Genomic DNA, 5,752 nt, shown 5'->3' with positions numbered 1-5,752 from the left:
AGGGAACCGTAATTATCTGGAGTGAAATCATGGAAAACCGAAGGAAACCTGCGCCTCCCGCCACCACGCTCGACATAAACTGCGACTGCAAAGAATATGTGATCGACTACCTTGCCAAGAGCTTCCCGGTCCGACTGATGGCGGTATTCACCGACGAGAACGGCAATCCCCGCTCCGAACCAATGAGCGATGAGCAGGGCGCACCGGTCTTATGTCGCTCCGCGCTTGCCGCGCGCGACCGGATGATCGAGCAGCTCTGTGCTATGCCGCCGATCGCGACCGCGCTCGATGCGATCATCGAACGCTTCGGCGTCGACCAGGTCGCCGAAGTAACCGGTCGCACGCGTCGGTTGATCGTCGGGTGTGATGGCCGCCAGAAGCTGCAATCCCGGTCCCCGCGCGCCAACGTGGCCGAGACCCAGGCGTTCATGGACGGTGCCAAGCGTATCCTGATCTTTTCCGATGCCGGTGGCACCGGGCGCAGCTACCATGCCGACCTTTCTGCCAAGAACCAGGCACGCCGTGTTCATTTCCTGATTGAACCCGGTTGGCGGGCAGATGCCGCAATCCAGGGGCTTGGACGCACCAATCGCACCAATCAGGCTTCAGCCCCGCTGTTCCGGCCGGTAACCACCGACGTGCGCGGCGAGCGGCGGTTCATCTCGACCATTGCCCGTCGGCTCGACAGCCTTGGTGCGCTGACGCGCGGCCAGCGCCAGACGGGCGGACAGAACCTGTTCGATCCCGCCGATAATCTCGAAAGCATCTATGCCAAGGAGGCGCTCCACCGCTGGTTTGGCCTTCTGTTCACTGGCAAACTCGAAGCGGTTGACCTCTTGCGCTTCCAGGAACTGACGGGCCTCAAGATCGAAGCGCCGGACGGCTCAATGATCGATGATCTGCCCTCGATCCAGCGTTGGCTCAACCGCATCCTTGCCCTGCCGATCGCCCTCCAGAACACAATCTTCGACGAGTTCCTCGGACTGGTCGAGGCGCGTGTTGACGCGGCGCGACAGGCTGGCACGCTCGATCTCGGCCTTGAGACCATCGCAGTCGAGGACTTCGCGATGCTCTCTGACACCCTGCTTCGCACCGATCTGCTCTCGGGCGCGACAACCCATCTGCTCGAGCTGGAGATCACCCGGGCCCTGAAACCGCTGACCCTGAAGCGCCTTGAGGGTCTTCACGACATCGACGGTCAGCGCCGCCGCCCAATGCGCAATTCCCGGTCCGCCCGCGTGGGACTGCTGGTTCCGGCAAGAAGCATCCTGGCCGACGATGGCACGCGCGTGACCCGTTTCGAGCTGCTGCGCCCCTTGAAGCGCAGCCACATGACCGTCGACCAGCTTGATGAGAGCAGCTGGGAGGACATCGGGATAGAGGCATTTCGCAAGGCTTGGACTGCCGAGGTCGAGGAGGCGAGAACCAGCTGCAAGCGCGAGCGCTTGTATCTGGCAACCGGCCTCCTGTTGCCGGTCTGGGACAAGCTCCCTGCGGATTTCGTACGCGTCAGCCGCATATCAGCGAGCGATGGTCGCTCGCTGCTCGGCCGCGAGGTGCCGGTCCCCTGTGTTCCCGAGCTCTGCCGCGTTCTAGGACTTGAGCGCGAACAGACACTTTCAGCTGAAGATATCGTCCAGTCCGTCCTGGCGACAGGCCGCGCGATGGAAATCACCGCGCGCGAGCAGCTTTTGGTCAAGCGTAGTCTGGTCAATGGCGTACAGCGTCTCGAGCTGACAGGATGGAGTGTGGCCCGGCTCGACTGGTACAAGGCGCAGGGCTGCTTCACGGAAATCATCCGGTATCAGACACGCCTGTTTGTACCGACGGATCAGGCAAATGCGATCCTTGCCCGCCTGACCCGGTAGGTCCGCCCCAATAGGTCTGGTGCAATGACGGATCAGGCGGCGATCTTTTCGACCTTGATGTCCTTTTCATGGCGGCGCGCCACGGCGAGGTCATGCGCCGCCTGCATCCGCAGCAGACTGTCTGCCCTGAGGCCGAACGCCTTTTCAAACCGGATCGCCATCTCGGCCGAGATGCCGGCCCGGCCATTGAGCAGGCTACTCATCGCCTGGCGCGAGACGCCAAGCTTCTCGGCTGCGGCCGAAACGGTGAGGCCATGCGGCTCGACGATCTCAGTGCGCAGCCAGACACCGGCATGAACCGCAAAGCTGGGGTGAAGCTTGATAGCCATCAGTGATAATCCTCCAGATCCAGATCCTCGATGGCGTTCGCCGCGTTGATCCGGAATGTCATTCGCCAGTTGCGCGTCACGGTCAGGGACCAGGTGCCAGCCCTGTCCCCGCTCAGCAGATGCGCACCATAATTTGGCGGCACCAGAAGTTCGTCAGTCATCTCGATTACCGACAGCCAGGCGAGCATATTGCGAAGGCGCGCCACCAGATTTCCCGGCAGTCCCTTGGCCTTGCCGGTTTCGGCAAAGCTTCGCAGCGCCTTGTGCGAGATGCTCTCGATTTCCACGCCGCTTGATACCTTTCCGTCTGCCAAGTGTCAAGTGTCGCTTGTCGCACTGATTTACGCTAAAACTTCGCCATTGGGCGTGAATTGACGGCATTGGGTGTCTCCGACACGAAATTTCGCAGCACTCGGCCTGTCCAGTTACAATCCTGTAATCGTCCCTTTGAAGCGGCATTGCGGCTCAAGCGGGCAGCGGACTTGGACCGGTCATTGGCAGGTGATCACGATACGCAAGCAGAGAGGGGAGTGGGCTTTGCGTTGATGAGCCCCTTGGGCGCCGATGGTCGGTCTGCCGGGCTCACAATCAGGAGTATGTGCCATGATCAGAACGATCCCGTTGAACAAGCTCGTCCAGTCCCCCCGCAATGTTCGCAAGCATTCCGATGCCGCAGCCGATGCCGAACTCGCAGCGAGCATCGCTGCGCTGGGTCTCTTGCAGAACCTCATTGTCCGGCCTGCGGCCAAGGGCAAGTTCGAGGTCGAAGCCGGTGAACGCCGCCGCCGGGCGATGCTTGCGCTCGCCGATGACAAGGTGCTGCCGCGCGATCACCAGGTGACCTGCCTGGTCCTTGAAGACACGGCGGAAGCTGCGGTCGAGACCAGCCTTGCCGAAAACTTCCACCGCCTGGCGATGAACCCGGCCGACGAAGCGGTTGCCTTCGCTTCGCTGATCGAAGGCGGCGCCTCCATCGAAGACGTCGCTCGCCGCTTTGGGCTCACCGTTCGCTTCGTCGAGGGACGCCTGCGCCTCGCCAAGCTCGCGCCGGTTGTCTTCGAGGCGCTCGCCGGTGGCGAGATCACGCTCGACCTGGCCAAGGCCTATGGCGCGACTTCGGATCAGACGATCCAGGCACAAGTCTTCGAACAGGTATCCTCGGCCTACTACGCCCCCAATCCGGACAGCGTCCGGCGCATGGTGCTCTCGGGTACGGTCCGGGGCAACGATCCCCGGGCACGTCTGGTCGGGCGCGACGCCTATCTCGCTGCCGGTGGACGCATCGAGCGGGAGCTTTTCGACGACCATGACAGCGAGGCCTGGGCCGACGTTGCTTTGCTCGAAAATCTCGCTTCGGCGAAGATGGATGAACAGGCCAAGGCGCTCGCTGCTGAACAGGGGCTCGCCTGGGTCAAGCCGACGCTGGATCCCTATGCCAGCCACGATCTGGTCGATGGTCTGGTTCGTCTTCCGGCCGAGCCCGCGCCACTGACCGAAGCCGAGCTCGCGCGGCTCGATGAACTCGACGCGTCCTATGACGAGCACGCGGCGATCCTCGAAGATGAAGACAGCGCCGAGGAAGCCGTGGCTGCTGCCGAGGCTGCGATCGAGGCGATCGAGCGCGAATGCCAGGATATCCGCAGCCGGCCGCCCGTGCTGTCGCCGGAACTCAAGGGCGACGCGGGCATGATTCTGACGTTGTCACGCGACGGGACGCCGGTGCTCCAGCCGGTCTTCTATGGTGAGCGTCAGTCCGAAGGACCGGGTGACGATGATGGAATCGAGGTCGTTGCGGGTAGCGGCGGCAACGGTCCGCGCCGCGCGGCCCTGTCCAAGCGCCTCGTCGACGAATTGGCGATGCAACGCCGCGATGTCCTTGCCCTCCATGTCGCGTCCGATCCTGGCCTTGCGCTCGACCTGCTCGTCTTCACGCTGGCCGATGGCGATACGATCGACTGGCGTGCGCGCTCGGCGACCACAATCCGCGGCGGCGTGCCAGCCGGGCCAATCGTCGGCTTCGAAGCGAAGGATGCGCCTGCGAGCGCGGCGCTGGCTGACCTGAAGGGTGGCCTCGATGAAAGCTGGCGTGCCGGGGAAGACGTCGCCACCCGCTTTGATCGGTTCCGCAGCCTCGGCGATGATGCTCGTGCCGCCTGGCTCGGGTTTGTGGTCGGCCGGACCTTCGAGGCCAGTCTCAACATGGCCGGAGACCGGCACATTGCCCTCCAGGATCGCCTGGGCTGCCAGATCGGCATCGACATGGCCCAATGGTGGCGCCCGACAGCGGCCAACTACTTCGACCGCGTGTCGAAGCAGATCATTCTCGATGCGCTGGCTGACGTCGGCGGACCGGAACTCTCGGCACGGTTTGCATCGGTGAAGAAGACGGACCTGGCGATGAGCGCCGAGCGCGTTTTCGCCGGGACATACATTACCGAAGCCGAAGTGCGGGACCGCGCGATCGCCTGGGTCCCGGAGGTGATGCGCTTCGCCGATCCTGCGGAGCCTGTGTCGGAAGAACAAGACGAGCTCGACGCTGAAGCAAAGACACCAGTTGGCAGTGCCAACGACGATTGCCCGGCCCCCCGCGAGATGGCTGCCTGACCTCCTCCTGACAGGTCAGTCGTCTCAACCCCTGAAGCGGCCCCTCCCATTACGGGAGGGGCCGCTTCTTCTTTGAGAGGGGAGGAAGCGTCCTGGTTTTCGGACCGGAAGCAGGCGGATTTGCCTGCCGGCCAGATCAGGAGAACTCACATGGCCAAACACAGATTTCGCGGTGATGCCCAATCGCCAGCAACCCGCATCACGCAGGAGATCATCGCGCGCCTGGAGGCAGGCACCAAGCCGTGGATCAAGCCATGGCGAGGTGTGCCCATATCGCGCCCAATGCGCGCCTGCGGCACGCCTTATCGCGGCATGAACGTGTTCTGGCTGTGGATGGTCGCCGACATGTGCGGCTACGCGTCTTCCTACTGGATGACCTACAACCAGGCCCAGAGGCTCGGGGCTCAGGTCCGCAAAGGCGAGAAGTCGACCATCGCCATCTTCTACAAGAGCTATACCAAGGAGGTGGAAGCGCCCGATACGGGAGAGACCAGCGAAGAAGCCCGCCGCGTCCTGAAGGCCTATCCGGTCTTCAACGCCGATCAGGTCGAGAATCTTCCGGAGCGCTTCCACCCTGCCGCCACGCTTGAACTTGTGGAGCCCGAAGGCCGCGAGCAGGAGCTCGACGCCTTCTTTGGGGCTCTCCCGGCCGCGCTCCGTCATCAAGGGGATGAGGCCTACTACGAGCCGACTGCCGACCGCATTACCATGCCGCCTTCGCAGCTGTTTTCCGGGTTCGACCATTACTACGCGACGCTTGCACACGAGCTATCGCACTGGACCGGCCATGCCAGCCGCTTGGACCGCGATCTCAAGAACCGTTTCGGCACCGCTGCCTATGCGGCTGAGGAACTGATCGCATTATCTGGACAGTCTGCACCGTGCCTGTCGCTTCATTGAACGGTATGATCCGGGCACGACGCAGGGGGTCATCAGGCCGGATGAAGCGCT

At 63.0% G+C, this 5,752-nt stretch carries 5 protein-coding genes; 3 read left to right on the top strand and 2 right to left on the bottom strand.

Going from position 1 to position 5,752, the window contains the following annotated elements:
* On the top strand, nt 1-1,868 hold a 1,868-nt coding region (locus GGQ88_RS20840), incomplete at its 5' end, for a strawberry notch C-terminal domain-containing protein (RefSeq protein ID WP_246386418.1).
* A 32-nt stretch (nt 1,869-1,900) separates the two neighbouring features.
* On the opposite strand, the gene GGQ88_RS20835 is transcribed toward GGQ88_RS20840, so the two are convergent.
* Nucleotides 1,901-2,197 (bottom strand): HigA family addiction module antitoxin, encoded by a 297-nt coding sequence (locus GGQ88_RS20835; RefSeq protein WP_183615333.1) that lies wholly within the window; start codon nt 2,195-2,197, stop codon nt 1,901-1,903.
* Entirely contained in the window at nt 2,197-2,484 is a 288-nt protein-coding gene (locus GGQ88_RS20830) for a type II toxin-antitoxin system RelE/ParE family toxin (protein ID WP_183615332.1), read from the bottom strand. The genes GGQ88_RS20835 and GGQ88_RS20830 overlap by 1 nt, the downstream gene beginning before the upstream one ends.
* Nucleotides 2,485-2,800: 316 nt before the next feature.
* Here GGQ88_RS20830 and GGQ88_RS20825 point away from each other — a divergent pair, with 316 nt between their 5' ends.
* Together GGQ88_RS20825 and GGQ88_RS20820 are read left to right on the top strand one after the other, a co-directional pair.
* Nucleotides 2,801-4,801, top strand: a complete 2,001-nt coding sequence (locus GGQ88_RS20825) for a ParB/RepB/Spo0J family partition protein (protein WP_183615331.1) — start codon at nt 2,801-2,803, stop codon at nt 4,799-4,801.
* 150 nt (nt 4,802-4,951) lie between these two features.
* A complete protein-coding gene (locus tag GGQ88_RS20820; RefSeq protein ID WP_183615330.1) occupies nt 4,952-5,701 on the top strand; it encodes an ArdC family protein in 750 nt (249 codons plus the stop codon).
* Nucleotides 5,702-5,752 lie beyond the last annotated feature (51 nt).

Source organism: Novosphingobium hassiacum, from assembly GCF_014196055.1.
In the GTDB taxonomy this organism is placed as follows: domain Bacteria; phylum Pseudomonadota; class Alphaproteobacteria; order Sphingomonadales; family Sphingomonadaceae; genus Novosphingobium; species Novosphingobium hassiacum.
The sequence above is the reverse complement of the archived record's forward strand: the minus strand, read 5'-3'. Positions and strand labels throughout refer to the sequence as shown.

Coding starts and splice junctions, on each gene's coding strand:
- GGQ88_RS20825 (WP_183615331.1), top strand. CDS start 2,801: ATGATCAGAACGATCCCGTTGAACAAGCTCGTCCAGTCCCCCCGCAAT.
- GGQ88_RS20835 (WP_183615333.1), bottom strand. CDS start 2,197: ATGGCTATCAAGCTTCACCCCAGCTTTGCGGTTCATGCCGGTGTCTGG.
- GGQ88_RS20820 (WP_183615330.1), top strand. CDS start 4,952: ATGGCCAAACACAGATTTCGCGGTGATGCCCAATCGCCAGCAACCCGC.